Origin of the sequence: Paracholeplasma brassicae (assembly GCF_000967915.1) — a bacterium.
Taxonomy (GTDB): Bacteria; Bacillota_I; Bacilli_A; order Acholeplasmatales; family UBA5453; genus Paracholeplasma; species Paracholeplasma brassicae.
Genome location: NC_022549.1, coordinates 941,168 through 966,854, shown reverse-complemented (window position 1 = coordinate 966,854; position 25,687 = coordinate 941,168). Strand labels below are relative to the sequence as shown.

Annotated in this window: 26 protein-coding genes, 2 pseudogenes and 1 other annotated feature; of the genes and pseudogenes, 2 read left to right on the top strand and 26 right to left on the bottom strand. The window is 34.9% G+C overall.

Annotated features, from left to right (window positions below; all coding sequences use genetic code 11):
* Nucleotides 1-100: 100 nt before the first annotated feature.
* Together parC and parE are read right to left on the bottom strand one after the other, a co-directional pair.
* Nucleotides 101-2,539, bottom strand: a pseudogene (gene parC / locus BN853_RS04490) (DNA topoisomerase IV subunit A); the annotation flags it as partial.
* Nucleotides 2,532-4,496, bottom strand: a complete 1,965-nt coding sequence (parE, locus tag BN853_RS04485; RefSeq protein ID WP_030004764.1) for a DNA topoisomerase IV subunit B — start codon at nucleotides 4,494-4,496, stop codon at nucleotides 2,532-2,534. The pseudogene parC and the gene parE, both read right to left, overlap by 8 nt.
* A gap of 146 nt (nucleotides 4,497-4,642) precedes the next feature.
* Between parE and plsY the strand changes: the two genes are divergently transcribed.
* Entirely contained in the window at nucleotides 4,643-5,314 is a 672-nt protein-coding gene (gene plsY, locus BN853_RS04480) for a glycerol-3-phosphate 1-O-acyltransferase PlsY (protein WP_030004763.1), read from the top strand.
* Between the two features lie 14 nt (nucleotides 5,315-5,328).
* On the opposite strand, the gene BN853_RS04475 is transcribed toward plsY, so the two are convergent.
* Nucleotides 5,329-6,201, bottom strand: coding sequence for a hypothetical protein (locus BN853_RS04475; RefSeq protein ID WP_030004762.1), 873 nt, complete (start codon nucleotides 6,199-6,201; stop codon nucleotides 5,329-5,331).
* 71 nt (nucleotides 6,202-6,272) lie between these two features.
* The gene (locus tag BN853_RS04470) at nucleotides 6,273-6,494 is read right to left on the bottom strand and encodes a YneF family protein (protein ID WP_030004761.1); all 222 of its coding nucleotides are present in this window, start codon (nucleotides 6,492-6,494) and stop codon (nucleotides 6,273-6,275) included.
* Nucleotides 6,495-6,638: 144 nt separating this feature from the next.
* Here BN853_RS04470 and BN853_RS04465 point away from each other — a divergent pair, with 144 nt between their 5' ends.
* Nucleotides 6,639-6,806, top strand: a complete 168-nt coding sequence (locus tag BN853_RS04465; protein ID WP_030004760.1) for a DUF362 domain-containing protein — start codon at nucleotides 6,639-6,641, stop codon at nucleotides 6,804-6,806.
* Between the two features lie 37 nt (nucleotides 6,807-6,843).
* Here the strand turns inward: BN853_RS04465 and BN853_RS04460 are convergent, their stop codons facing one another.
* The 22 genes and pseudogenes from BN853_RS04460 to BN853_RS04360 all read right to left on the bottom strand — a co-directional run bounded on the left by BN853_RS04460 (nucleotide 6,844) and on the right by BN853_RS04360 (nucleotide 25,687).
* Entirely contained in the window at nucleotides 6,844-7,239 is a 396-nt protein-coding gene (locus tag BN853_RS04460) for a hypothetical protein (RefSeq protein ID WP_030004759.1), read from the bottom strand.
* The gene (gene rsmD / locus BN853_RS04455) at nucleotides 7,229-7,786 is read right to left on the bottom strand and encodes a 16S rRNA (guanine(966)-N(2))-methyltransferase RsmD (protein WP_030004758.1); all 558 of its coding nucleotides are present in this window, start codon (nucleotides 7,784-7,786) and stop codon (nucleotides 7,229-7,231) included. Before rsmD ends, BN853_RS04460 begins: the two co-directional genes overlap by 11 nt.
* Entirely contained in the window at nucleotides 7,783-8,856 is a 1,074-nt protein-coding gene (locus tag BN853_RS04450) for a Fic family protein (protein WP_030004757.1), read from the bottom strand. The genes rsmD and BN853_RS04450 overlap by 4 nt, the downstream gene beginning before the upstream one ends.
* Nucleotides 8,857-8,979: 123 nt before the next feature.
* Nucleotides 8,980-10,671 (bottom strand): DEAD/DEAH box helicase, encoded by a 1,692-nt coding sequence (locus tag BN853_RS04445; protein ID WP_030004756.1) that lies wholly within the window; start codon nucleotides 10,669-10,671, stop codon nucleotides 8,980-8,982.
* Between the two features lie 330 nt (nucleotides 10,672-11,001).
* A complete protein-coding gene (gene galU, locus BN853_RS04440) occupies nucleotides 11,002-11,883 on the bottom strand; it encodes a UTP--glucose-1-phosphate uridylyltransferase GalU (RefSeq protein WP_030004755.1) in 882 nt (293 codons plus the stop codon).
* A 51-nt stretch (nucleotides 11,884-11,934) separates the two neighbouring features.
* A complete protein-coding gene (locus BN853_RS04435) occupies nucleotides 11,935-13,392 on the bottom strand; it encodes a hypothetical protein (protein ID WP_030004754.1) in 1,458 nt (485 codons plus the stop codon).
* 65 nt (nucleotides 13,393-13,457) lie between these two features.
* Nucleotides 13,458-13,664 carry a Rho termination factor N-terminal domain-containing protein gene (locus BN853_RS09090; protein ID WP_231857109.1) on the bottom strand — a complete coding sequence of 69 codons (207 nt, stop codon included), beginning with the start codon at nucleotides 13,662-13,664 and terminating at the stop codon, nucleotides 13,458-13,460.
* Nucleotides 13,665-13,679: 15 nt separating this feature from the next.
* A pseudogene (gene rplT, locus BN853_RS09085) lies at nucleotides 13,680-14,024 on the bottom strand (50S ribosomal protein L20); the annotation flags it as partial.
* Nucleotides 14,025-14,036: 12 nt separating this feature from the next.
* A complete protein-coding gene (gene rpmI, locus BN853_RS04425; RefSeq protein ID WP_030004752.1) occupies nucleotides 14,037-14,237 on the bottom strand; it encodes a 50S ribosomal protein L35 in 201 nt (66 codons plus the stop codon).
* A 24-nt stretch (nucleotides 14,238-14,261) separates the two neighbouring features.
* Nucleotides 14,262-14,867 (bottom strand): translation initiation factor IF-3, encoded by a 606-nt coding sequence (infC, locus tag BN853_RS04420; RefSeq protein WP_231857064.1) that lies wholly within the window; start codon nucleotides 14,865-14,867, stop codon nucleotides 14,262-14,264.
* Nucleotides 14,833-14,956, bottom strand: a sequence feature (ribosomal protein L20 leader region). (Overlaps the previous gene by 35 nt.)
* 56 nt (nucleotides 14,957-15,012) lie before the next feature.
* Nucleotides 15,013-15,693: a hypothetical protein gene (locus tag BN853_RS04415; RefSeq protein ID WP_157869933.1), complete on the bottom strand. Its 681-nt coding sequence runs from the start codon at nucleotides 15,691-15,693 to the stop codon at nucleotides 15,013-15,015.
* Nucleotides 15,694-15,699: 6 nt separating this feature from the next.
* Nucleotides 15,700-16,254, bottom strand: coding sequence for an ATP-binding cassette domain-containing protein (locus BN853_RS04410; protein ID WP_030004749.1), 555 nt, complete (start codon nucleotides 16,252-16,254; stop codon nucleotides 15,700-15,702).
* Nucleotides 16,241-17,041 (bottom strand): hypothetical protein, encoded by an 801-nt coding sequence (locus BN853_RS04405; RefSeq protein WP_030004748.1) that lies wholly within the window; start codon nucleotides 17,039-17,041, stop codon nucleotides 16,241-16,243. Before BN853_RS04405 ends, BN853_RS04410 begins: the two co-directional genes overlap by 14 nt.
* A complete protein-coding gene (locus BN853_RS04400; RefSeq protein WP_030004747.1) occupies nucleotides 17,038-17,664 on the bottom strand; it encodes a hypothetical protein in 627 nt (208 codons plus the stop codon). The genes BN853_RS04405 and BN853_RS04400 overlap by 4 nt, the downstream gene beginning before the upstream one ends.
* Nucleotides 17,665-17,763: 99 nt before the next feature.
* Entirely contained in the window at nucleotides 17,764-19,017 is a 1,254-nt protein-coding gene (locus BN853_RS04395) for an aminopeptidase P family protein (RefSeq protein ID WP_030004746.1), read from the bottom strand.
* Nucleotides 19,018-19,036: 19 nt separating this feature from the next.
* A complete protein-coding gene (locus tag BN853_RS04390; RefSeq protein ID WP_030004745.1) occupies nucleotides 19,037-20,707 on the bottom strand; it encodes a phospho-sugar mutase in 1,671 nt (556 codons plus the stop codon).
* A 122-nt stretch (nucleotides 20,708-20,829) separates the two neighbouring features.
* Nucleotides 20,830-21,579 carry a type III pantothenate kinase gene (locus BN853_RS04385; protein ID WP_030004744.1) on the bottom strand — a complete coding sequence of 250 codons (750 nt, stop codon included), beginning with the start codon at nucleotides 21,577-21,579 and terminating at the stop codon, nucleotides 20,830-20,832.
* A gap of 2 nt (nucleotides 21,580-21,581) precedes the next feature.
* Nucleotides 21,582-22,403, bottom strand: coding sequence for a hypothetical protein (locus BN853_RS04380; protein WP_030004743.1), 822 nt, complete (start codon nucleotides 22,401-22,403; stop codon nucleotides 21,582-21,584).
* A gap of 107 nt (nucleotides 22,404-22,510) precedes the next feature.
* On the bottom strand, nucleotides 22,511-23,281 hold the full coding sequence (gene kduD / locus BN853_RS04375; protein WP_030004742.1) for a 2-dehydro-3-deoxy-D-gluconate 5-dehydrogenase KduD: 771 nt from the start codon (nucleotides 23,279-23,281) through the stop codon (nucleotides 22,511-22,513).
* 13 nt (nucleotides 23,282-23,294) lie between these two features.
* Nucleotides 23,295-24,131 (bottom strand): 5-dehydro-4-deoxy-D-glucuronate isomerase, encoded by an 837-nt coding sequence (kduI, locus tag BN853_RS04370; RefSeq protein WP_030004741.1) that lies wholly within the window; start codon nucleotides 24,129-24,131, stop codon nucleotides 23,295-23,297.
* A gap of 13 nt (nucleotides 24,132-24,144) precedes the next feature.
* Nucleotides 24,145-24,972 (bottom strand): sugar phosphate isomerase/epimerase family protein, encoded by an 828-nt coding sequence (locus BN853_RS04365; RefSeq protein ID WP_052591238.1) that lies wholly within the window; start codon nucleotides 24,970-24,972, stop codon nucleotides 24,145-24,147.
* Nucleotides 24,962-25,687: an IclR family transcriptional regulator gene (locus tag BN853_RS04360; protein WP_030004739.1), complete on the bottom strand. Its 726-nt coding sequence runs from the start codon at nucleotides 25,685-25,687 to the stop codon at nucleotides 24,962-24,964. Before BN853_RS04360 ends, BN853_RS04365 begins: the two co-directional genes overlap by 11 nt.

Genomic DNA, 25,687 nt, shown 5'->3' with positions numbered 1-25,687 from the left:
CAATTGGTTCTTTACGTTTTGTTTCTTTTTTTGCGCGAACTTCTTGAATGAGTTCACCTGCATCTAGTATATCTTGTTCTTCAACATTTTCAATTGGGGCGTCTACATTGATGAATAATGCTTTTCCAAACTCTTCTTCATTAACATAAGCACGTCCATATTCAGCAACCGAGGGCTTCAACTCAGAGATAGGAAACTCAAGACTACCTTTTTTACAGGACACTAAAATCATAGAATCTTCTTTATCCTGCTGTGTGGTTAAGCGAGCAACGTCTCTAATAAAGTGCGGATTTTTCTTACGTTCACTAAACAAGGTTATCGGTGTCCTTAAGCGCTTGTTTAGCGGCATATTGACAACTCGCTCTCTTCTTATATTCCCTAAATGGGTTAAAACAAGGAAGTCATCCGATGTTGCTGCATAAATGGCTTTAACCACCTTGTCATTGGCAGCAATTTTCAATGATTTGATGCCACCAGACTGTGTGCCATAAATCGGAACCTCAGCGGATGGAAAACGTAAGACTTGAGCGCGTTTTGTAAAAACAATAACGCTACTTTTAGGCCCAAGTTCAACACTCGTTAATTCGTCACTTGAGGCAACTTTCATTGCTCGAATGGTTTTAGAATATCGAGTGACTAAAAAGTCTTTTAAAAGTACTTGTTTAATTAAACCATGTTCAGTCGTTAAAAGAAAGTACTGATTTGTTTCAAAATCAGAAATAGAGAATACCTTAATAATATACTCATCTTTTTCGATTGAAATAATGTTATTGATGTATGCACCTAGATCTTTCCATTTGCTCTCTTCTAATTCATAAACAGGCATAAAAATGTAGTTGCCCTTAGTTGTAAACATGAGAAGGGTATCTTTTGTTGAAACCTCTTGGTTAAACAACATGCCATCATTTTCTTTTAGTCCTGGTTGTTTTGAGGCTGTATAACTACGTAAATTAGCACGTTTAATGTAGCCATCTTTTGTGATACCAACACGAACCTGTTCATCCGCAATTAAGTCTGCTTTTTCGATTTTTATCGCTTCAATTTCATCTTCAATGAGTGTCTTACGATCTGTACCGAGTTTATTAGATACTTCTCTAAGTTCTTTTTTTATGACACTTAATAGTTTTTGCTCATCAGAAAGTACGTCCTTAAGCCATAAAATGCGTTCATCAAGCTCATTTGATTCTTTGATTAGTTGATCGATATCGGTCGACGATAATCGATAAAGTTGAAGTGTTACAATGGCCTCAGCTTGTAAATCGGTAAAGCCAAATTGTTTAATCAAATTATCCTTCGAGTTTGACTTATTTTTTGATCCACGAATTGTTTTAATAACTTCTTCAACAATATCGACCATTTTTATTAAGCCTGAAACGATGTGAAGACGTTTTTCAGCCCGGTCTAAATCGAAATTTGAGCGGTTGGTGATGACTTCTTTTTGGTGGTTTATATAGCTATCTAATATCTCCATAATGCCCATTTGTACGGGTCTTTGATGAGAAATCGCAACCATGTTGTAATTATAATTTACTTGTAAGTCTGTATTCTTAAATAAGTAGTTTAACACCATATCGGCGTTTGCGCCTTTTTTTAGTTCAATGGAGATGCGTAAGCCTTCTCTATCAGATTCGTCTCTGACTTCTAAGATATCTTCTAGCTTTTTATCGACTCTTAAAAGGTCAATAGAGCGAACTAATTCGGCTTTATTGACTTCGTAGGGTATTTCTTCAACAACAATTCTAACTTGATCTTTAGCCATTTGTTCGTAGACCGTTTTAGATCGTACAATTACTTTTCCTGCGCCGGTTTCAAGTGCTTGTCTTATGCCTTCTTTTCCTTGTACAATCGCTCCTGTTGGAAAATCAGGTCCAGTGACAATTTGTAAGATTTTATCGATAGACACGTTTGGCTTATCAATTTTTTCAATTGTCGCCTTGATGACTTCTTTTAGGTTATGAGGTGGAATTTTAGTTGCGTAACCACTACTAATACCAGCTGCCCCATTGACAAGAAGATTTGGAAACTTTGCTGGAAGCACCGTAGGTTCAAGTTCTTCATCATCAAAATTCGGGATAAATGGCACGGTTCTTTTTTCTATATCAGCAAGAAGTGCTTCCGCTTCTTTTGATAGCCTTGCCTCAGTGTAACGCATAGCAGCTGCGGAATCACCATCAATCGAACCATTATTTCCATGCATATCTACGAGTGTAACACCCATTTTGAAGTATTGGCTCATACGAACCATTGCCTCATAGATTGAGGAGTCACCATGTGGGTGGTATTTCCCCATAACCTCACCAGCGATTCTTGCTGACTTTTTATAAGGTTTATCTGAACCCATACCCATTTTGTACATGGCATAAAGAATGCGGCGTTGAACTGGTTTTAACCCGTCTCTTGCATCCGGTAAGGCTCGATCTTGAATAATGTATTTTGAATACCTACCAAATCGATCACCGACAATGTCTTCGAGTTTTTCAGTTACTATTTTTTCTTCAATGAAGTCATCAATGCGTGTTTTGATGTCTTTCTTACTCATACATTGCCTCCTTATTGATTTGATAGTCATCTTCGTCAACAAAATCGACGTTATTTTCAATCCAGGTCCTTCTTGGTGCAACTTGATCGCCCATCAAAATAGAAACGCGCTTTTCAGCTTCGCTTTCGTCATCAATTTTAACTTGGATTAATGATCGAGTCTTAGGATCCATGGTTGTTTCCCAAAGTTGATCGAAATTCATTTCGCCCAACCCTTTGTATCGTTGCAGCATAAAATTATTGCTTGATTGCGTATATTTTTTTAGTTCTATGTCATCCCAAGCGTAATGAACTTCGGATTTAGATCCTTTTTTGATTGTGATTTTATATAGTGGTGGACAAGCAAGATAAAGCTTACCCGCTTCAACTAGTGGTTTCATATAGCGAAAGAAAAACGTTAATAATAGGACTTGGATGTGTGCACCATCCGTATCCGCATCGGTCATAATAATGACTTTAGAGTAATTTGATTTTTCAACGTCAAAATCAGCACCAAAATCCGCACCAATGGTGTGAATAATCGTGTTTATTTCTTCATTTTTTAGAATCGCATCAACGTTTGCCTTTTCAGTATTAATAACCTTACCTCTCAATGGTAAGATGGCTTGAAAACGGCGGTCTCTACCTTGTTTTGCAGACCCACCAGCTGAATCACCCTCAACTAAGAATAATTCATTCTTTGTTTTATCTTTTCCCTGTGCAGGTGTTAGTTTACCACTTAGTGTGACTTCTTTTTTATTTTTCTTTTTGTCACTTCTTGCGTCATCTCTGGCTTTTCTTGCAGCTTCTCTTACTTTATAGGCGTCAATCGAACGTTTGATCACACCACTTGAAAACTCAGCGTTTTCTTCTAGATAGTAGGTTAGTTTTTCATAGATGATGGCTTCCATTGCATTTCTTGCCTCAGGCGAACCTAATTTCGATTTTGTTTGTCCTTCAAATTCGAGAAATGCTTCAGGTATTCTAATCGATATTACAGCCGTAATGCCCTCACGAATGTCAACACCATCAAGATTAGCGTCCTTTTCTTTTAAGAATCCGTATTTTCTTGCATAGTCATTAATTGCTCTAGTTGAGGCAGATTTAAATCCGGTTTCGTGCGTACCGCCATCACGTGTGCGTACATTATTTACAAATGAAATCAGCGTTTCGCTGTATTGATTCGTAAATTGAAATGCCGTTTCAACTTCAATGGCACTTGTTTTATTGATTTGATAAACACCTTCTAAATCCTTAACGTCATGGTATGTGGTTTTACCCTTATTTAGAAACTCAACGTATTCACTGATACCACGTTGGTATTGAAATACTTCTTTCATGTTATTTCTTTCATCGTTTAGTGTAATTTTAATGTTCTTAATTAAAAAAGCACTTTCTCTGATGCGATCACGAATTGTCTCATAGTTATATAACGTCGTTGAAAAAATCTTTGGGTCAGGTTTGAACCAAATTGATGTTCCCGTGCGCTTGGTTTTTCCAACTTCCTCTAAAGGGGATATTACTTTGCCACCTTCTGAAAAACGTTGTTTGTGGATTAAGCCATCACGGTAGATAGTTACCTCTAAAAACTGCGATAGTGCGTTTACTACCGATGCCCCTACACCATGTAAACCACCGGAGACTTTATAGCCGCCCTCAACTGAGAACTTACCTCCGGCGTGTAGAACAGTAAAAATGACTTCTGTCGTAGGTCTGCCGCTCTTGTGTAATCGATACGGTAATCCTCGACCAAAATCATTAATTTCGATGCTATTGTCGTTTTTGATTGTTACATTGATTTCATTTCCATACCCAGATAGAGCTTCGTCAATTGCATTATCAACAATTTCCCAAACTAGATGATGCAAGCCTCTTGCATCAGTAGAGCCGATATACATCCCAGGACGTTTACGAACTGCCTCTAAGCCTTCTAGTATTTGTATTGAATCTTCTGTATAATTTTTTTTGATGTCTTCCATTAAATCATTCCCTACTTTTCGTATCTATATTATACCAAAACGCTTACTTTTTAACAACACAAAACATAGTCATATAGTGGTTTTTATATATTTTAGTTGGTTTTTTTTTAACAAGTGATATAATTATTTTGTACAGGGGTGAAAATATGGAGATTATCTTATTACAAATCGGTTTATTTATCGCATCATATTTGATTGGATCGATACCGAGTGGCATTATTGTTTCAAAAGTATTTATGGGGATTGATTTGCGTGAACATGGTTCAAAAAACATTGGAACATCAAATGCAATTAGAGTGATGGGCATTAAGCTTGGAATCCTTGTATTTCTACTCGATGCACTAAAAGGTGCGCTACCAATCTTGTTGGTTCGTTTGATGGGTCACTTAGTTGGTGACATGTCAACTTACATAACCATTTTTAATCAATCGTTCAATTACGAAATTTTGTTTGGTGTCACAGCGATTCTTGGACACACATTCCCACTTTATATCGGCTTCAAAGGTGGAAAAGCCGTTGCAGCTTCCTGTGGTGTCGTTCTTGTCTTAACACCAATTCCAGGTGTATTATGTATACTTGCCTATATTATCGTTGTTGCAATCACAAAATATGCTTCTTTAGGTTCAACGATTGCGGCATTAGTTGTTTTAATATCCACATTGGTTCAATTATTGGTCCAAGGCAGACTCTATGAAGAAATGTTTATGTTTGTTTTTTATACACTACTCGTTATTTTCATTTTTGTGAGACATAAAGATAACTACAAACGTCTACTTAACGGTACAGAAAACAAAATGAGTTTTAAAAAGAAATCATAAAAAAGAAACGCTCATTATAAGAGCGTTTTTTTGTTGATTTTGTCTAACCAAATTGTTGCAATACGGTTATTGGTCATTGCAATCGGAATCATTAAAGCAAACCATAAAATAATGACCAGATAAACTTCGGTTGATAATTCTTTAATCGAAACAACTGCAATTGTTGCTCCAATTAATATATAGAGTATTAATGTTAGTACTAGATTCAAATAGATGCGCCGTTTATTTTGACTACTTTTAATTCTTAAATGATTTTTAAATAGATTTGCATTAATAAGTAGGAATATAACAAGTGATACTATGATGGTTATCCCAAGTAAGATACCAGCAATCAAATCATGGTACTTAAGAATCGAAATAGCCGCAGCAACAGCAATGATTAGTAAGAAACTACTTGTTAAGATGTTTGCTACGGTTCTGGTATACTTGATTGCATTAATGTACTTCACTTGAATATCATACGATAACTCTGGATTTTTTTGAGTTTCTTCAATCATTTTTATGTATGAAATGTCAATAATCTCTTTGTCTTCGAGATAGCGATTATAATCAATGATCATAAACGATTCCACTAAAATGTTTGCAATAAACAATGGAATTGTTAAAATGTTTAGAATCAAATATGTATCAAACACAGCATTTGTTGCACGAAAAGCAATAAAAATGATGCTAATTTTTAGCAATAAATCCAAAAAAGTGAAACGACGAATGTGTTTTAGTGTCTCAGTAAATCCAATCAGTGTTGCTATTGCACTAAATAAAATCGAAATAGTCCAAAATGGGTGTATGGATTCTAACCCATCGGTTCTAATTTGATAGTTTAATAACATAAGATTAAAATAGGAGAAAATGGTTAGAACAATCAATGCTTTTAAATACGATTTCATATCATCTACCTACCTTCTAAACTATTTTATCACATTTATACGTCAGGTAAAATAAAAAGGTGCGTAGCACCTTATTTTACTTGATTCATCGAACTCATTACTTGTCTTACTTGTTTTTCAGAAGGTGTTCTACCCATTTGTCTCATCATTTCACGAATCATACGCTCGTTTACAGGTGGATTTTTCTTCAAATAATTCTTGAACCATGCTCTTGCGATAAAGAATCCCGCAGCCGCACCAATAATTAATGCTAGAACGATGTAAATAATTGCTTGCCATAGTTTAATATCCATATTAGTCACACTCCTTTAATAGCCATATCTATTTTACTAAATCTATCTTTTAAATGCAACAATATCGAGATAAATACCTTAAAGGATATTTTCTATTTACATTTTGCTTGACATCGTTTAAAATAATAGTAAGGAGTGATAATTATGCCAAGATGGATTAATGACACATGTATTGCTTGTGGCTCATGCCAAGCAGAATGTCCAGTTGATTGCATTAGCGAAGGCGACATCTATGTGATTGACGAAAGTATTTGCATCGATTGTGGCGCTTGCCAAGAAGTTTGCCCTGTAGGAGCAATCGCAGAACGCTAAGCAGTCTGAAAGTAAAAACGCACATTAAGTGCGTTTTTTACTTTTTAATATACTTTTTTATTAAACGAATTGTTAATAAACATAATATGACTGCCGATATACCGTAGCTAATCGAAAATCCTGTTTTTCTTGATGCACATAAGTTTGAGTTTATCACATGCCAAAACTGATTAGATGAAAAAAATATTCCGAGAATCATCATGATGATTAAAAAGATAACCGTTGAATAATCAATCCATTTTTTCCATTTAATGCCGACTTGAAATGGCAAATTAATCACGACTATTGTGATTAGAATTCCCAGGCTTAACCGGATTAAAATCAGATTTGTCTTTATCATTAAATCGGTATTGATTGGTCTTGATGCTAAAAATATCAGATAGGTAATTGTCAAAATTGAGATCACCCAATGAATCACTGTCTTATTTTTCATGATATTGATACACGCCGATTTTCTTGATGCCATGTACTTTTTCTTTTAATAAACTGAACTGAGTATAAGACTCGGGTAATTGAGTTTTTTTCTCAACTTCAATGACTATCACTGTCTGATTTTTTACAATTAGAGAAACAACGTCAAATAAATGTTCAATGTTTGTCATTTTATAAGGTGGGTCTAGAAAAATATAATCAAACCTGATGCCGTTTTTTTGATAGTACTCAATTGCTTTTTGATAATCTAGATTCGTTATCACGCACTCATTATCTACTTTTAAGGAATCCTTGTTCTCTCTTAATGAACGATACGCTAGCATGTCTTGATCATTTAGATAAACCTTTGAAAGACCCCTACTTAATCCTTCAAAGCCGTAAGCGCCAGAACCACTAAATAAATCAAGTCCAATGCCTTGGACTTGAAACAACATATTGAAGACAGCTCCTCTAACCATACTTGAGGTTTCTCTAGTTTCTTCTGAGTAACTCACCAGCGTACGGTTTTTATATTTTCCTGCGATTATTTTAAGCTTAACGTTTTTCATTGAAATAATTTGAGCATTGCTTTATTAAAATATTGGTTTGAAAAGTAGGTTGATTTTTTACTAATAATACCGAGTTCCATTAAATCTCTGTACCGCTTAATAATTGTTTTTGAGAGTACGTTAAACTGTTCTTGTAAAGGTTCATTTTCTAAGTACACCACACGATGGCTCACGTGTAACATTTCTAACAATCGACGTTTTTGATAAATTGTGTGTGCTGATTTTTCTATTAATTTTTCTTGTTTGATTTTCAATGCGTTATAGCCTTTAATCATGCGTTTTGCATCAATAACAGCGCTCTTTATTGCTTCAAGAAAATAGATAATAAAGCCATTTAAATCGCCTGTTAGTCTGGCTTCTTCCCTTTTTTCTTCCGCTATAGTCAAATGTCTGGATAATGGAATATAGTGTTTGATTCCATCAAACTCCATTAAATAAAGTTGACTTGTCAGTCGTGCAAGTTCCAAATTACCGATTAGAAATGGTAATGCGGTTGCGATTTGATAATAAAGCAGCGCAGATCTCACATAGACACTCACATCATCACGGTACATAAACAATTCCATTTCATCCATCAACCCGATCATATCATTTGGATTAGGGGGTATATAAGTTGCTTTTTCAATCGATTGACCAACAAACGATTGAACCTTACGAAATTCACCTGGGTAAAATTGGAAATGATTTTGAAACATTGCATAGTGCAAGTCTTTTAAGTAACGATTTGCGTAACCTATTTTTTTCATATGCTGTGGCGCATACTCATACACATCTAACATCTCCATTAAGTCTTTATGGAATAAGTTAAATCCTGAAGGTGCGTATAAATCAGCTAATTCATAGTTACTTCCTGTCAATCGATACGAATCAATGACTTCCTGGCTTAACAAAAGCTTATAAAAGGTTTTGTTAAGTGGGGTTTCAATTGGTAATAATTCATCAATTTCATGAACCAATTGATCGATTCTACTGTCTTTCTTAGACGTTATAAATAGTCCGTTTAAAGTGTAGGGCACAAAGACATCGATTTCTTTTGTCCCATACATTTGTTTTTCATAATTACCTAACATAATATCACCTACATTAATTATATCATTGAATCGCCTCAAATAGCAAAAAAAATCGCATAATCCGATATAAAAACTCAATCGAAATCAAATAAAAAACCAGAGCAAATTGCTCTGGTTTTCAAATTAGTCGATACGTTTAACTTTAATGGTTTTACCTTTGTAGGTTTTACCATTTAATAGTAAGATACGGTTTGTGGATTGCTTACTTAGTTCGAAAGTCGAATCTTGTTTTGCAATTTTAATGTCGCCGACATTCGTTGCATATAAGTCTGCTTCTTTTCTAAATAAATCAATTAAATTAACTGGTCTAATTTGTTCTTGTTGACCAATATTGATCGTAAATAGTACTTTATCGTTTCTACCGCCACGTTGTGGACGATCCTCACGTGACTCTCTACGCTCACCATTACCTCTTGAAGGACGATCACTATTTCTTGGACCGCGATCTCTGCGATCAAATGAACTTGAACTGCGATCACTATAGTCTCTACGTTCACGACGTTCAGCTGGAATCTCACGGTATTCTTTATTTTGATCATCAACGTTTAATGTCATTAAGGCATTGATGATATCAATCCCGTCATAACCGTCGGCTAAAAGCTTTTGAATGACCATCTCATACTTATTTGTACGTTTTTGGTTAATCATGTCAACAATTTGATTGTAAATGCCTTTAACACGAACCGCATGAATATCATCAATTGAAGGAATTTCTTTTAATTCCATTGGTGATTTTGTGAAGTTTTCTAATTCTCTTACACGTCTTCTGTTCCAAGCATTTGAGAACGTAATTGCATAACCATTACGACCCGCACGACCTGTACGTCCGATTCTGTGTACATAAACTTCCAATTCTTGCGGAATATCATAGTTAAAGATTGCTTCAACGTCGTCAATGTCAAGTCCTCTTGCCGCAACGTCTGTTGCAACTAGAATGTTGACTTGGTTACTTCTAAATGAATTCATTACACGGTCTCTTTGAATTTGTTTTAAGTCCCCATGTAAGCCATCCGCATTGTAACCTAAATTTTGCAAGTAAGACACAAGGTCATCGACCGCTTTTTTAGTATTAGCGAAAATAATGATGGATCTAAAATGATAAAAATCAAGTAAGCGAATGAGTAAATCATCCTTATACTCTTTTTTCACTTCATAATAAACTTGTTTAATCTTTTCAACCGTTAATGTTTTAGCTTCTACCTTAATGTGAACTGGATTCTTTTGGTATTTACTTGCCACATTCTTAATAAATGGTGGCACGGTTGCTGAAAACAACACAGATTGTCTTGTTTCAGGTGTGTCTTTTAAGATGGTTTCTAAATCTTCTTGGAAACCCATCTTAAGCATTTCGTCAGCTTCATCCATTACTAACGTTTCTAAGTTAGAAAAATCGAGTGTTTTTCTATTCATGTGATCGATGATACGACCTGGTGTACCGATGATAATTTGTGGACGTTCTCTTAAACTCTTAATTTGTCTGTCAATAGACTGTCCGCCATAAATCACCGTTACTCTAATTTGTTTAGAGAATCTTATTAATTTTAAGACTTCAGAGTAAACTTGAAGAGATAACTCTCTTGTAGGGCACAAGATCAATGCTTGTACGTTTGGTTTACTGATGTCGATTTTTTCGATGATAGGAATGGCAAATGAGAATGTCTTACCTGTGCCGGTTTGAGCTTGACCAATCATGTCTTTTCCTTGTTTAATCACAGGGATGGACTGTGCTTGGATGTCTGTTGGATGTTCGAAACCTAATTTTTCTAAGGCTTTTAGAATATCCTCTTGTAAATCTAATTCTTTGAATGTAATCAATTTTTTACCTCTATTCTTTTTTAATACCTTTAATAATATACCACACTTATATATTTAATCATAATGTTTTTCTCAATTATTTTTAAATAAAAGTGTTTTCATAGAAAAAGCCTCGAAAGAGGCTTTAATATCGAATTTACCTAGAAAGTTGTGTTGAACGAAAATATTGTAGAGTGGGTAAAATCTTTACATACTTTGTGATTCCTTAATTTAAAGGCATTCAACCCCGTATGCACTCAATTCCCGTTTCGGATGGTTGGGTTCACAGCTTACCTTCTAGGCACTTTCATTTTATCACTACTCGTTAAGACTGTCAAATGATAAAGCCACTTACAAGTTTTCGATTTCTTTAATTTTCTTTTGAAGTAATTCAACAACTTGTTGTTTTAAATCATCTCTTTTTAAACTGAAATCAAGTGTTGCTTCGATGTATCCGATTCTTGAACCAATGTCGTATCTAAGGCCGTCAATATCGTAAGAATAGACATTTTCCTCAGCCATCATACGCTTGATTGCATCCGTTAATTGAATCTCATTACCCGCACCTCTGTTTTGTGTTTCTAAGTATTTAAAAATCTTTGGTGAAAGGATATATCTACCCCCGATGGCTGAAAGTGACGGTGCGTCTTCTGTTTTTGGTTTTTCCACGACACTTTTTAGCATACTTACTCGTGGTTCTTCCACAGATACTGGATCACAAATACCATATTTTGATGTTTCTGATGGTTTTACTAAGAGTGTCCCTAAGATACTGCCATTGTACTTATTGTGCACATCGATTAATTGTTTTAACACTGGTTTTTCATTGCCGACGTATAAATCATCGCCCAATAATAGTGCAAAAGGTTCATTCCCTATGAATGCTTTTGCACACAAAACGGCATGACCAAGGCCGAGCTGTTCTTTTTGTCTGATGTAGTGAATATTTGCAAGATTCGATACGTCTTGAATTATTTTTAATTCTACATGCTTGTTCTTTTCTTTTAAAATGCCTTCCAATTCTAAGTTTCTATCAAAGTGATCCATGATAGCATTCTTGTTTGCAGAAACAATAATCAATATTTCTTCAATCCCTGATTCAATGGCTTCTTCAACGATGTATTGAATTGTTGGAGTATCAATAATTGGAAACATTTCTTTAGCTAATGCTTTTGTTGCAGGTAAAAATCTAGTTCCATACCCTGCGGCTGGTATTACTGCTTTTTTTATCATTTCATACGCTTGTTACATTATCTTAATGTAACATCCTTTCTTTCTCTTATTTTAATAATACAACATAATACGCACAAAAGTGCCCTTATGTACCATAGCTTCTAGTAAAACATCTCTTACGTTGTTTTCAATGATGTAATCAAAATTAATACACTTGATATTAGTTTGAACAGCAATCATCCCTTTTTCTTCGATCTCACTTAATCGAAAAGAAGGGTATTTTCTTGAAAACTGATTAACTTCTTTTTTCTGGTTAAAGTAAAATACAAAACTAACAATCACTTCGGTTTTTATTTCAAGTTCATTTAACAAATGAGCTAATCCTAACGCTCGAGCAACAATGTATTCTGTGTTGTGAAAAAAGCGTTGTTCATAGAATTTTTTTGCCAAGTCACTCAATTGTCTCAAACCAACATGGGTTTTAAATAGTGACGATAAAAATAATTGAAATTTGTCTTGTCGTTTTTCTTGTTTCTTATTAAACTCTGCAAAAATATGGATGTACTTTTTGTCATGCGTGTAAGCAGTAATAAAAAAACGATGTAGGTTTGCGTAGATCAGTATTTCTTTAAAATGTTCTTCAAATTCATTTAAAGAGATTTCGATACCATAATTGGCAATCTCTGTATAAGAATCATTATAAACAAACGGTTCATATAAGGCGTTAGCAAAGACTCTTTCTTGTCTGTTTGCATCCTCGTACTTATAGGATTGATACGATACCCTTGTATAATAGGTAATCACTTCGTAGACAATCATTGTAATACCAAATAGAATAATTGCTATGAAAAGCCCAAACTGGATAATACCAGTGACTTCATCGGTTGAATAAACCAAATAAAGCATGGGGACAAATATCGAAATTCTCAATGCTCTTAACATCGTTGTAAATCCTTTTTTATGGATAAATATCAACATGATATACAAGATTGTTATGACGTAAAGGGATAATATGTTTTCAATTCGAATCACCTTTAAGTCGAAAATATCGTTTGTTGTGTAAAGTAATAAGAAAACGATAATTCCAAAGATGGCGATTGAGGTCAATTGTCTTGAGGTTTTATACCATGGCTTTACGTAAAGTTTTCTTGTTTGAGGTAAATGATAATAGTTTTTCATTTCTTTGCGATAAGCATAATAAGGTTCATAGATCCCCTTAACTTTGATTCTTATGGGTTCAATTTCATTATCTGCTAATCGATCCGTCAAGTAGTGTTCAAACCCTGAGAGTGGATTTAGCATAAATATCAATGTGGTAACAAAAATGACGATGACGTCGTAATCAGGTGGTGTCATCCTCAAAACGATTACAGAAGAAAATCCGTAAACAAAGAAGATGATCAATTTAGCTAGACCACCAAATAAATAGATTGATACGTATAAGAAAAAAATACTACTGACTAAACTGTAGACCACCGCGTCTGAATTCGTTAGTAACGTGGAGGCAACAAAAACGCCAATAATTATTAAGATTGATAGAATTAATGCAATCCAAAGTCTTCTTGACATAAAACACCTCACTAGTAATTAAAATTATACAAAAAAAAGAATGGGATGTCCATTCTTCTTAAGTGTTATTTTGCTTGAGCGTCTAAAATAGCTTCGATTAAATCCGCTTTCTTTAAAGCAGAGACACCAGTTAACTCTAATTGACTTGCAATTTCTTTCAATTGTGCAACCGTTAAAGCTTCTAAGTCTGCTTGAACTTCTTCTCTAGTTACTTCTTTTTCAACTTTTTTAGCTGGTGCTTTTTTAGTTTCCACTTTTGCAGCAGCTTTCATTTCACCGGCATTGCCTTTTTTAGCAACTTCGATTAATGCTTTGAATGCATCCATGTCTGTCACAGCTAAGTCAGCTAACATTTTGCGGTTGATTTCAAGTCCAGCTTTTGCTAAACCACTAATTAATAGTGAGTATTTGTAGTTGTTTAATTTTGCAGCTGCATTAATACGGCTGATCCATAGTTTTCTAAAATTTCTCTTCTTTTGCTTTCTATCTCTATAAGCATAGTTTAATGAACGCATAACTTGTTCGTTAGCTGTTCTGAATAATGTGCGTTTTGAACCAAAGTAACCTTTAGCTAATTTTAATATTTTTTTACGACGTGCACGTGTCACTTTTCCGTTTTTAACTCTTGGCATGTTCTATTCCCCCTACTTTAAGCCTGAAATCAGTTGTTTGATACGTTTGTAGTCCGATTTATGAACACCTGTTTCGCCTCTTAATTGTCTATTTTGTTTTGTTGTTTTGCTTGATGCTAAGTGATTTGAATAAGCGTGGCCTCTTTGAAGTTTACCAGTACCTGTAACTTTGATTCTCTTCTTTAAGCCACTGTGTGTTTTTTGTTTTGGCATAATTATTGGTCTCCTTAAAATTAATTATTTTGCTTTTGGAGCAATCGTCGCGATTAATTGACGACCTTCCATTTTTGCTGGTGATTCAATCACAATTGTATCACCAAGTTTTTCGATGAATCCGTTAACCACTGCATAGCCTTGTTGACTATGAACGATCATACGACCTCTAAAACGTAGAGTGATTTTAACTTTATCACCTTTTTCAATGAATTTCATTGCTTGGTTTGCCTTGGTCTCAATGTCGTGTTGACCAATGGTTGGTGACAGTCTAATCTCTTTGATATCCACCACGTGTTGATTCTTCTTTTGTTCTCTTAATTTGCGTTGTTGATCATATCTGAATTTAGAATAGTTCATGATTTTAGCAACGACTGGTTTAGAATCTGGTGATACAACAACTAAGTCTAATTCACGATCTCTCGCTTCTTTTAATGCTTGTTGTAATTTTATAATTCCTAGCTTTTCGCCTTGGTCATCAATAACAAGTAATTCTCTTGCTGTGATTCCTTCGTTTACTAAAGCATTGTCTTTGTTGTTCGTATTATTGCCTCTTGTTGGCTGCTTAATATGCCTCACCTCCATTTGTAAGTTTAATAAAAAGAAAAAGTGCGTACATTTCGTACCCACTTATAACGTCAATTGTTTGATTAATTAACGTGACATTTTGCCTACCAAATGATTGATCAGGCGAGAAGTAGGTACTTCTTCTTTCCACTATTTTCAATTCCTTATGTATTATAATCAATTTTTAGACTGATGTCAAGTTTTTTTATCATATTTCTTTTGTTTGTCTTAAAAACACGAAAAACAAATACAACAAGATAACTAAATAGGCATGGACTTGATTTGTAAATGGCGCATCAAGTGCTTCTAATGGTAGGATAAAACGAATGATTAGAACAATCCAATGATTCAGTTCAAATAATCTCATTAACAAAAAATAGCCCATCATCAATACCAGACTGACAAATAAATGATTACTTCTACTAGTAAATAGTAACACAAAACAATGAATTAACCAAGCATTTGTTATTAGTCTTGATAGAAAGTTCATATTGATGAGCCACTGTGAATAAAGTGTGTACCCTACAAGTTGAAATAACAAATAAAAGATGATACAAATCACCGAGTAAAATCCCAAGATCGTTAAATGTTGGTACATAAAATAAGCACGTTTCTTTGTTAGTGACCGGATTAGATAGTCTTCAATCAAAACAACTTCTTTACTCATAAAAAGCGTCATTATTACGATGAATAATCGAAGCAATTCAAAACTTTCATTCGTATAATTAATCAAGTAAGCTTTTTGATTTAACGCACGTTCGATAACCGATTCAAATCCATTTGCCAGATAAAACAATGCAATTACAAGGAGTAAGCAAACAACGATGATAAGCAAATTATGTCTTTTTTTGTTGATGATTAGAAGATGATACTTAACCCATGGCATCAAAATGGATCACCCTAACTTGACTATCTTTGAATTTTTCTGGTTCATGTGTTGAGACGATAAACGTTGTCCCTTTTTTTGGTACTCTTTAATCAGTAAAATAAGTTCATCTTGAGTTTCATCATCTAAACCATCAAATGGTTCATCTAGTAAGATAAGCTCCGCCTGATGTGAAAAACAAAGATAGACCATGATTCGTTTTTGATTTCCCTTGGATAATTGATGAATCCCTTTTTCAAGGTTTAAATTCAACCGTTCAATGAGTCGACTATCCATCATTGTTTGGTTGATTTCGTGAATGGTCTTTATGTAGTCAAAGGCATTGATAAATAACGGCATTTCGATTTTTTCTGGCAAGTAACTATGACGCACAAATTGCCTGATAATATTTCCATTTGTCAATGGGATGATTCCTGCAATCAGTTTTAAAAGTGTTGATTTTCCAGAGCCATTCTTACCGATAAGCAACATAAGTTCACCTTGATCTATGGTCAAATTTAGTTGGTTTATGACAACTTGATTTTTAAACGATTTGCCGACGTTATCGAGACTAATTAAGCTCATAAATTGTGTTTACCTCACCTAAGGTCTCACTTTTTGCCTTAAAATCAAAAAATAAGAAGCCATCAATTGAAGAACTATAGGTATTCCCTTGGTGTACATACTCTATTCTTATGGCAGAACGCTGATAGATTAGGTCGCTTGGGTTTACTTTGATATGGAATGTTTTTTCAGTTGTGATTACTTCGTTAGGTTCAATCCAATCAAAATGATTCAAAGTGATTTTCTTGATCGTGATTGCTTCCTTGGGATCTATCGTAATTACGACCTCACTTAGTGATTGTTCGTTTGAGTCATCATTTAAGCCATATAAATCTTTTACGTATAAGTGTGATTCATTTTCATTACGTTGATTCGATAGAAAACTGACTTGTCCGATGTAAAAATGATAGACCTCGTCATTTTTTAGCACGATCGTTAGATAGCTTTCATTTATGTGGAAGTCGTTACTTAAATCCTTAAAAGACAAACTAAATCGATACTTTTTGAAGGATTGTCCAATGAAATTCCGTTTGGCTAAATAGGAAATTTCAAATGTGCTTGTGACAATTTTCTTTGTTTGATTTTGATCGGCTATATACAAATACTCGATGGCTTCTTTATTCATGAGTAGGTTTTCTTGATTAAAAAAGAGATCGACTTCGAGTGTGAATGTCTCATTTTGCATCACTGAATATCGTGTTTTTTGGCTAATTGCAAGTGATTGATTGGGCTTGATGGTTGCTTTATAGTTTATGAGCAGCATCAATACGATCAATAGCATAATCACTGGGGTCAAGATTTTCTTCATATTTGAACCTTCTCTAGTCGGTAATATTGTGTGGTTACTGTAAATATTTCATAACCACCTTTATCCACCAATATCCAAAAAAGATACCTCGCCGCCACACCATTTGATATTTTTCCTTCACCATACGTATAAAGGTTTGCCATTGTCCCTGGATCGACTTGAAGTTTAATCTTCCATGTTTCTTTTTCACTTAGACTGTTTTTATCTTCATAAGTCAACTTCAGTGATGTGTCAAGACCGCCTTTAAACTTTTTAATTGTCCCTGAGGCAGAAATTGAAATTGAACCCGTTGAGGTTATGTTGATGTTACTCGATTCCTTTTTTTCGTACTCATAGGTATACTCAATCGGTGTTGTTCCATCATTGTAATACGAAAAGACCGTTTCTGCTTTATAACTAACACCCGCATTTTCTGTGACCTTATGAATATTCCACCCTGAAAACTTTCGCTTTTTAACTTTCTTGTAGTAGGTTTCATATTCTTTTTTACTGAAATTTGTCAAAAACTTCCCTTCGTGTATCGTGATTTCTTGATAGTTTTCATAATCACTATTTGAAAGTAATTCTTTGGTTGTTATTGTATAGAGTACCAACAACAATAAAATACAATACCATTTTTTCATCCTTAAAATCCTCCTTTGTTTAATAACTACTCTATTTCTATGTGAATTACTTTTAAACAAAAAAAAAACTTCTAGAAAAATTTCTAGAAGTTCAATCAGTTAGTTTTTTCGGTTTTTCATGAATGCTTCGATATCATCGACTTCTTTGATGATTGCTTTTGAGAGATTAACTGGACCATTTTGGGTAATTAAAATGTTATCTTCAATTCGAATCCCTATATTTTCATCTGCAATATATAGGCCAGGTTCAACAGTAACGACTTGATTTTCTTCAAATGGTCTTGAATAATCACCAACGTCATGAACGTCGATACCCAAGAAATGGCCAAGACTGTGATAATAATATTGGTTTATCTCTTGATCTTCTTTGATTTTACCAATACGTTTTAGTCCATCGATTAAACACCGTCTTCCAAAATCATTAAACTCTTTATTGGTTAGTCCAGGTTTTAAAATCTCAATCGATTTTTTGTTCGCTTCTAAGACAATTTCATAAATTTCTCGCTGTCTTTTTGTAAATTTACCATTGACAGGGAATGTTCTTGAAATATCTGAACAGTAAAAGTCTTTATAAACACCAAGATCAAATAGTATTAAATCACCATCTTTTAGAGTGTCATTGTTATGTTCATAATGAAGAACGGTTGCATTTTTGCCGCTTGCAGCGATGGTTGTAAAAGATGGTTTAACGCCATGATAGTTCAAATGAAAGTTATAATGAGCTTCTAATTGATATTCTTTCATACCTGCTTTTGCATTTAGCATCAAGGACTCAATCGCGTCTTTTGTAATATCAACTGCTTCTTGCATGTGTTTGATTTCAATCGCGTGTTTAACACTTCTAAGACGTGATAAAACCAAATGAATGTTCGAAATGATAAGATTTGGGTACTGTTTTTGCATGCGTCCAGCAAATTGATTACTTGGTGAAGGCAATTGATTTAAATCTCTGCGTTCTAAATCAACATATAAATATTTAAGCTCCCCAAAGATAGCGGCTCTTGAATCCGTTAAATACCTAGAAATCATACCATCGAATTGGTTTCGATCAAGTATCGTTTTAATGCCTGAAAGATTCGTTGCTTTTTCTTTAGTTAACCCCTCACCGACCCATAAGGCTTGAACTGGGTCAATTGGTTCTAAAAATAAAATCTCTTGAACGTTTCCTTCGCCTTTTAGTAATACTAAAATGACGTTTTCTTGATTAATGCCCGTCAGGTAATAAAAATTACGGTTTACCTCAAATGGGTAGGTTTGATCTGCACTTTTTTGAGGCGCAATACCTGAAAAAAAGACTGCAAATGAATGATCATTCATTTGTTCAATTACACGTTGTCTGTTGATTTGATACATGGATAAATCCCCCTTTTTTTTAGTTGATTAACCCCATAACCGTTTCTTTATAGGTTAATAGAGTATTTTCTGCTTGTTCTTTTTCTTTGCCATTGACTGAAAAATATATTTTCAACTTTGGCTCAGTTCCACTCGGTCTAAAGACCACCCATGAGTTGTCTCTAAAGATGAACTTAATGACATTGGATATTGGTAGTTCAATGTCATTAATCCCTATTTTTGTCCATGATTTTTGAGTTAAGTTATCGTCAATCTGAATGAGTTCTTTATTCTTAATGGCTAATGGATGCTTTCTAAACCTGCTCATAATTGATTCGATTTTTTCTTGTCCTTCTTTACCAGCTAGACTGAGTTGAATGGTTTCTTCAATGATGTAACCATGTCGTTGATAGAGTAATTCAAGCTGATCAATTAGCGTCATGTTTTTTTCAAGGTAATAATTTAACATCTCAGAAAGCATGAAGACCGCTTGAACGGCGTCTTTGTCTCTAACAAAATCTGATATGAGACTGCCGTATGATTCTTCACAACCGAATAAATACGTGCCGGTTGTCTCAATTTCTTTGGCCTTTTCACCAATGAACTTAAATCCAGTGAGCGTCGTAATCATCGTAACACCATAAAACTTAGCGATGTGAGACATTAGAGGTGTCGAAACGTTTGTCGAAAATACGTAGCCATCGTTTGGTAGTTTTTTTTGTTCTTGTTTGCGATTTAAGATGTATTCCATGGTTAATGACGCGGTTTGATTGCCATTTAAATAAACATAGTCGTTCTTGTGTTTCACAACCACACCAAGACGATCGGCATCAGGGTCCGTTAATACCACCATGTCAGCATCAATTTCTTTTGCATAAGCGATGGATGCTTCGTATGCTTTTTTCTCTTCAGGGTTCGATGATTTTGTGTTAGAAAACTCACCATCAATGATCATTTGTGACTGAAGCGGGTATACTTGATAACCTGTTTGCTTTAGTAAATTAGGTATCAAAGTCGCACCTGTACCATGAAGTGGTGAATAAACTATTTTTGCATCCTTATTACTTGGGTTCTCTAACGAAATTGCTTTTACATTGTCTAAGTAGATTTGATCTAACTCATCGTGAATGTATTCAATTAGAGGTGAGTCAGTCATCGAGTCAATATCGAAATACGTAATCACCTGATTCACTTTGTCAACCAGTTTTTCGGCTAGTTTAGGGACAAGTTGGCAACCTTCTTCGTCATACGCCTTAAAACCATTATCTGTCTTTGGATTGTGTGAGGCAGTGATCATAATGCCACCAGCAGCTTTTTTTGTACGCACAAGGAATGACAAAAATGGTGTTGGTCTTAATTCATTCGTTATATAAGATTTAATGCCGTAACTCGCTAGTACCCCAGCTGAAATTAAAGCGAAATATCTTGAATTTATGCGGTTATCGTATGAAATAGCGACACCTTTTTCTTTGGCGCCCTTGATTTCCAAGAGATACAGGGCATAACCCTTAGCAATTTTCTTAATGGTATATTCATTTAAACGGTTTGTTCCAGGACCCATAACGCCACGCGCACCAGCGGTCCCAAATGATAAATCCTTATAAAAAGAGTCTTCAATATCTTTTTGGCTCATTAAAGCCATTGTGTCTTTCATTTCTTTTGATAAACTGGGTTCTTCTAACCAAGTTTGGTAAGTTTTTAAATAATCCATGCTAAAAGTCCTCCTACAAATGAATATTATACAACATAACAGCCGTATTTTAAAGGTAAAACGGCATTAAATCATAAAAAAAAGGGTTTCATGTTTTTATCAAAGCATGTCCCTTTTTTGCACTATTTGATGAAATTTCGATCTAAGATATTAAGTAAACCAGTCAGTACCAAATGATCGTTTTGAACCACTTTTTCTTCCAAAAGTGGCGTAATTATCACTGATAAACCACCCGTTAAAATAACATCAAAGTCTTTATTCACTTCTTTTTTGATGCGTCTAATTAAACCATCAACTTGTGCGGCAACACCATAGGTTACGCCTGATTGCATGCAAGTTATCGTATTTGTACCTAACACTTTAGAAGGGACTTCGATATCAATTTGAGGAAGTAATGCGGTATTTTGGACGAGTGCTTTCATCGAAATCATGACACCCGGACTAATGACAACCCCTTTAATCGTATTGTTTTCAACGTAAATGTATTTGGTTGCGGTTCCTAAGTCAACGATTAATGCAGGTCTTTCTTTCGTATTAATGCCTGCAGAAGCACAAATCAAATCCGCACCAACTTCTTTTGGGTAATCGGTCTTTACATTGACGCCAGTTTTGATGCCAGGACCAACAATTAAAGGCACGATATTAAGATATTGTGATGATATTTCCTTAAGCGCTTTAGTAATCGATGGGACGACACTTGAAATCGCGACACGATCAAATGAATACTCTTCGATAAAAGGTTTCATTTGAAAATAGTAGGCATCACTTGATAGCTTACTGTCTGTGATTAAGCGGTACTTCTTAAGTATCTTTGAGTTTGATGCAATACTAATTTTTACCTCAGTGTTGCCAACATCAAATAATAAATCCATAATTAAATATCTCTTTTCTGATAGTTTTTTAATGCAATAACAATTGGTGTCCCTATGATAACTGCAAGTAATGCCTCAATTAAGCTACTTGTTCCAAGTGAACCATAAATGAGTGCAGAGCCTGTGGTTCCAAAGTACTCTGGTACGGTTTGAGAGACCATTTGAATGATGTTTTGAGAATCATCGTAGACAGGTAGCTTAACCGTAATGGTGGCAAGAAATGTGAGGACAATTAGACTATGAATCATCGATGATAAGATAAAGGTTGCTGGAACATAGACGATTTCTTCGTCTTTACGTTTTTCAATCTGAAAGTAATACACACCGATGACAAGGACAGAAATAACCAACATAATGGGTGTAACCACATTTAGATTCCAACCAAGTTGTAAGGATAATCCCCTGCCGGCAAAATATAAGAACAATACGGTCACTAAGGAAACCGTCATAAAAATCAATGTGCTACCATACGTCTTGATGGTCATTAGTTTCTTTAAGAATACCATTGCACCATAAGAAATAAAGCCGACAATCACGCGAGGAAGAATTGAAATCAGCGGGTTTTGAAATGCGTAATCCACCGGGCCACCTGGTCGCCATAGTGCAACCACAAATGAAGTGACACCAAATAAGGTGAACAATCCAACCGATTGTTTAAAACCTAATACCATTAAACCGATGATTACTGGAATGTGTATGATCGTTAGCGATGCAAATCCAGGAATAAATGTGATGTAGCCAATGTTCGGCACGAGCGCTAGCATAATAACGATCGCTGAGAATGAAGACATTAAGATCATGTCTACTACTTTTTTTTCTTTCATTTTTTTCTCCTTTTTAGGCCCTTATGGGTCCCATAAGCAGTTTTATTATATGAAATATCATTCATGATTGCAAGAAAAAAGGCACAAAATTGTGCCTTTAAGTTAATTTATCTTGCTAACCATCCACCATCAACTGCAATTGTAAATCCGTTGATGTAGCTAGATGCTTCACTTGCTAAGAAAACAATGGTTCCCATCATGTCCGAAGGTAGTCCCCAACGAGCAGCAGGAATACGTTCTAAGATTTGACCTGCTCTGTTTTCATCGTCTCTTAATTGTTGTGTGTTATTCGTTGCCATATAACCTGGTGCAATCGCATTGACGTTGATGTTGTATTTCGCCCATTCGTTTGCCATTGCCATCGTAATCCCCTTAACAGCGGATTTTGAGGCTGTGTATGAAGGTACTCTAATGCCACCTTGGTAAGATAACATTGAAGCCACACTAATGATTTTACCGCCAGTTTTTTGAGCTACAAATTGATTTGCTGCTGCCTGTGATAAGAAAAAGACAGTTCTTGAGTTGATGTTCATAACATCGTCCCAATTTTTTTCAGAAAACTCTAATGCATCTTCTCTTTTGATGATACCAGCGTTATTTACTAAAATGTCCACATGACCAAATACAGTCACTGCTTCTTTTACTAAGTTTACTAAATCGTCTTTTGATGCTTTAATTAAATCCATTTGAATGCCATGGAATTTTTTACCCATTGCTTCAACGGTTGCTTTAGTTTCTGGCATTGCAACATAATCAACACCGACAACATCCGCACCTGCTTCAGCTAGTCCATAACACATCCCTTGTCCTAGGCCTGTAGAGGCACCTGTGACAATGGCTACTTTTCCTTTTAAGCTAAATTTATCTAATATACTCATTACCCTTATCTCCTTATTTTAAGTCTTTAGTTAATACAAAGTCCATATCGTCGTATGCTTGGTTTTCACCACACATACCCCAAATAAATGTATAATTGATTGTCCCCACACCCGTATGAATACTCCAGCTAGGTGAAATTACCGCTTGTTCCGGTGCCATGACGATATGTCTGGTTTCTTGTGGTTGTCCCATAAAATGGAAAACACGTTGATTTTCATCAAAATTGAAGTAGAAATACACTTCCATACGTCGTTCATGCGTGTGACATGGCATCGTATTCCATGAAGAGCCTTCGGCCAATACAGTCATTCCCATTTGTAGTTGACAAGTGGTTAGAACCGCCGGATTTAGATATTGATAGATGACACGCTTATTCATTTGTTTTTCATCACCAACAGCTCTAGGATTAGTGATTGAAAATGGGATATGTTTGTTTGGATAAGTGGTATGTGCTGGTGCACTGTTCATGTAAAATTTAGCTGGATTTTTAGGGTCAACTGATCCAAAAACAACTTCTTTTACACCCTTACCCAAGTAAATACCGTCTTTTTCAGCCATTTCTTGTCTAACACCATCAATTAGGATATAACCTGGACCACCAACGTTAATTGCACCTAATTCTCTTCTTTCTAAGAAATAAGTGGATGCCAATTCTTTTGGTGCGCCTAATAATAACTCTTTATCGACTGGTAGAATACCACCGGCAATAATACGATCTTGGTGTGAGTAAGTCAGTAAGATATCATCTTTACTAAATACCTCTTCAATTAGGTATTTTTCTCTTAACTCCTCTGTGTCATAATACTTTGAATCTTCTGGATGATTCGCATAACGTACATCGATTTTCATTTTTGTTTCCTCCTTAATTTTTTAGGATGCTTCGTATAAACGCCAAGCTACTTTGTAGGTCTTCTTTTTTTACCCCTTCAAAGACATAGTAAGCATCTGGGTTGGATTTAACCATTAGTGGTAATATTTCATGATACTTCATGAGGCCTTTACCTAACCCTACTTGGACTAATTTGTCATTTTCTACGATAAAATCTTTTAAGTGGAACACTTTAATTTTATCTTTCATCAACAACAGTGCTTCTTTAAGTAAGTCAACATGTTGGTGATAATTTGAAATATTTAATAAATTGTAGACATCAATGATTGCGCCTACATTTGAAGAATTAATGGTTCTAATCATGTCATTAAGCACGCTAGGACTATAGGCTACATGACCATAAGCGGCTTCAATCAAAACAGTCTTATTGTATTGTTCTGCTATAGTTACCAAGGATTTAAACACTGAGGTTACGTAATCAATGGTTTCTTTTTTATGGTTGTTTGGATGATAAGTCCACTGATCATCGTTAAAAGAGCCCGTTTCACTTGCAACAAATTCACAATCAAACAAATGCGCGTATTTTAATTGGGTTGAAAAACGTTCTAAGCCTTCAGCCACTTTTTGCTTATCTGAGTGAATTGGGTTAAAATAACTGCCCAATAACATTATTTTTTTATCGCTTTTAAAGCCTTCAGCCACTTTTTTTAACGTATTTTCTTCGAGTTGTGGGTTATCAATTAGTGCTTTATTTAATACCAATTGAATGCCATCAAAACCATAACTAACGAGATCATTATATAGACCTTCTGGGGTATTTTTCCCCATATCATGTCCTCTTACACCGATCTTAATAGTCACAGTATTCACCTAAATAACCCAAACGTCTTGAAATCAAATCACCAACTTCTAAAAAGTGTTTCGCCAGTTTGTTTGTATCTTCTGCTGATGTATGTAATGCGGCATAAGAAACAACGCCACAGCATCTGTTTTCAAAGTTATAAATCGGTATGGCTATGTTAACAACGTGATTTAAGTCACCTGATAATTCCATTACATAGCCTTGATTTAGTATTTCGGTAACCTCTTCTTCATTTAGTTTAATACTTGGTTGTATCTTTTTATCAAATGCCGCATAGCATCTACCAATGTGAGTGTCTAAGAAACTGTTATAAACGGTTCCAACGTCCATTGGTGAAACGATTTGGCTATTTGGTGACTGATAAGTGTGTACAAAAACAATCTTGTCATTACCAATACGCTTCGTCACAAATGAATTGCAGCCATGTTCATCTGAAAACTCTTTTAACAATGGTGCAGATGTTGTAATGAAGTTTGAATTCTTTGTATAGACAGAGCCAATCGCATACATTTTTGAGCCAATAACATACGTTTTTCTAAACGGATCTTTATAATAGATGGCATCTGCCTTATAAAGCGTTTGTAAAAAATCATACGCCGTTGCTTTTGGCATATCAAGTGTACGATAGATTTCCCCCAAGGTAAGCCCATCAGGGTGTTTTGATATTAGTTCTAAAATGGATAAAATGCGATTAACCGAACGATTGTCTTTCAT